At 71.1% G+C, this 2,503-nt stretch carries 2 protein-coding genes; both read left to right on the forward strand.

Features of this window, described 5'->3' with window-relative positions:
* The first annotated feature begins 156 nt into the window (after positions 1-156).
* On the forward strand, positions 157-1,320 hold the full coding sequence (locus tag DQW06_RS14100) for a glycosyltransferase family 4 protein (protein WP_117198603.1): 1,164 nt from the start codon (positions 157-159) through the stop codon (positions 1,318-1,320).
* Positions 1,320-2,420, forward strand: a complete 1,101-nt coding sequence (locus DQW06_RS14105; protein WP_117198605.1) for a glycosyltransferase family 4 protein — start codon at positions 1,320-1,322, stop codon at positions 2,418-2,420. Before DQW06_RS14100 ends, DQW06_RS14105 begins: the two co-directional genes overlap by 1 nt.
* The last annotated feature ends 83 nt before the right edge of the window (positions 2,421-2,503 follow it).

Consider the following 2,503-nt stretch of genomic DNA (forward strand, 5'->3'; position numbering starts at 1 on the left):
CGTTCGTCCAGTGGGGCGCTCCACCTTGCGGCCCGCCCGCCCCTGCCGTCGGTCGGCCCGTGCCAGGAGAACCCCTGGCCGGGCACCGGCTTTGAAGACCAAGGCCGACGGCTCGAAGAACCCGGCACAGACCGGGCGCCCCAGAAAGGGCCGAACGTGAAGATCGCCATCGTCCACCGGGACCTGCACCAGCTCACCCGAGGCGGTATCTGCACCGTCTACCGCAACGTCGCCGCCCAGCTCGTCAAGCAGGGCCACCAGATCGTCTTCGTCACGCAGCAGACCCCCACCCCGCTGACCCCAATGAAGGACGTCAGCGTCGTGGTCCTGCCCCGCACCAACGATCTGCCCGCGCACCGTCGGGCCGTCGATGAGGCCCTCAACCGGATCGAGGTCGACATCGTCGAGGCCTCCTCCTGGGAGGCCGAGGTCCACGACTACGCGATGCGCCCCCTCCACCAGCGCGTCCCGGTCGTGGTCCGGGCGGACCTGAGCGCTCGCACCATGGGTCTGTCCGTCCACGCCGAGTTCGAGGACCGGCTCATCCGCGCGGCTGAGGCGGTCACGGCGGTCGGCCGCTGGACGGGAGAGGACATCCTGTCCGCCTACGGTGTGCGGGCCGAGGTCATCCCCAACGGGGTCGACCGGGACTTCTTCCGCCCGGGACCGGCCTTCTGCCCCCTGCACAGCGGCAACATCGTCGATCTGAAGGCGAGGGAGCCGGAGCGGGGCAAGGTCACCTCTTCCCGCAGCATCGCGGAGCACGCGCCGGACACCGACACGCTCTGGAACCGCCTCGCCGGTCCCGGCGAGGAGGGGCTGCCCCGGGTGGTCTGGGTCGGCAAGGCCACCGAGATGAAGGGCTGGGACCTGCTGCAGCAGGTCGCGGCCGTGTTCCGCGGCAAGGCGCTGTTCACCGTCGTGATCGGCCACGGCTGGTTCGAGTACGACATCACCCTGGGCCACGAGCCGCACGTGCAGACCCTGCAGGACCTGGACGCCAGCGACCTGCTGGCGGTCTACCGCAGCTCCGACTGGGTGCTGTCGACATCCCGCTGGGAGGGGTTCCACCTCTCCTTCGCTGAGGCGCTGAGCTGCGAGGTTCCGGGGCTGGCCCCCGAGCACCTGGGGGCGGCGCACGACCTGCTCACCCACGGCCGCAACGGCCTGTTCTACCGCGACGCCGAGCACCTGGTCGAGCTGATGGCCTCGGGGGTCGAGTTGCGGGGGTCCCTGGCCCCGGAGTTCGACTGGGCGGCCAACGCCAGCCAGAGCGCGCGCCTGTACACCCGCATCCTGACCGAGAAGGGACAGAACTGATGAAGATCCTGCTCATCGGACCCGACCACGCGGGAGGCAGCATCCCGCCCTACCTCAACGTCCTCTCCCAGGGCCTTCGGGCCCTGGGGGCCGAGGTCGACCGCCTGGGCTCCGCGGGCGAGCCCTTCGACGAGGGGGCCTGCGGCTTCTGGAGCGCGGAGCGCATCGTCTGTGAGGCCCGCGGCCTGCTGGCCCGGGTTGACCTGTCCGACTACGACGTGGTCTCGCTGCACTTCGGGAACTTGGAGGTGGAGCAGCTCCTGCCCAGCCTGTGGGAGGGGCTGGAGCGGCCGGCGGTCGTCTACCACGTCCACTCCCTGGACTGGACGCTGTTCACCGAGCACGTGCCCGACACCGGCCTGCGGGCGCGGGTCGAGGCGGGGGTCCGTTCGATGGACGGGTTCTTGTACTTCGGCTCCTACGCCCGGCACGTCCTGGGCGGGCAGGGGCTCGGCCAGGTGCCGGGCCGGGTGAACTACCTGCCCACCACGATCCCGGTGGAGCGGCTGAGCGCGCCGAACAGCCGGGCACGCCTGGGGAACGCGCCCGTGGCCAGCCTCTATGGCTACCCCTCCACCTGGAAGGACGCCGAGGGGCTGTTGCAGGCCTTCCGGCTGATGCGGCACCCGATGCGGTTCGTCCTGGCCGGTCCGCGCTGGGACAACCCCACCCAGAGCGGGGTCGACCTCATGGCGGGGACGAGCGTGCACGGTCCGGTCCAGGTCGAGGTGCGCCCCCACTACATGGGGGTCGAGGAGCGGGTCGCGCTGATGGCAGAGAGCGATCTGGCGATCTTCCCCTACCAGGACGTCCCCACCTTCCAGGGCAGCGGCGCCATCGCCGACTACCTGGTCCACGGGATCCCCGTCCTGGCGACCGACGTCGCCAACATGGCCGAGGTGATCGGAGAGGCGGGGACGATCATCCCCCCGGGTGAGCCCCGGGCCCTGGCCGGTGCGCTCGACCGGTTCGCTTCGGAGCACTCCCACCGGCGAGATCTGGCTGAGAAGGCCGAGCGGCGCTCGGAGCTCTTCCACCCGACCAGGCACGCCAGGATCTGCCTCGACTTCTTCGCGGAGGTGGTCAAGACCCGGGGCTGAGCCCCCACACCCGCCCGGCCAGGGAGTGGCGTCCCTGGCCGGGCACCCCCTCGTGTCCGGCCCCGCAGCCTGGCGGTGGTCCG

The organism is Nocardiopsis sp. TNDT3, from assembly GCF_003427465.1.
Lineage (GTDB): Bacteria > Actinomycetota > Actinomycetes > Streptosporangiales > Streptosporangiaceae > Nocardiopsis > Nocardiopsis dassonvillei.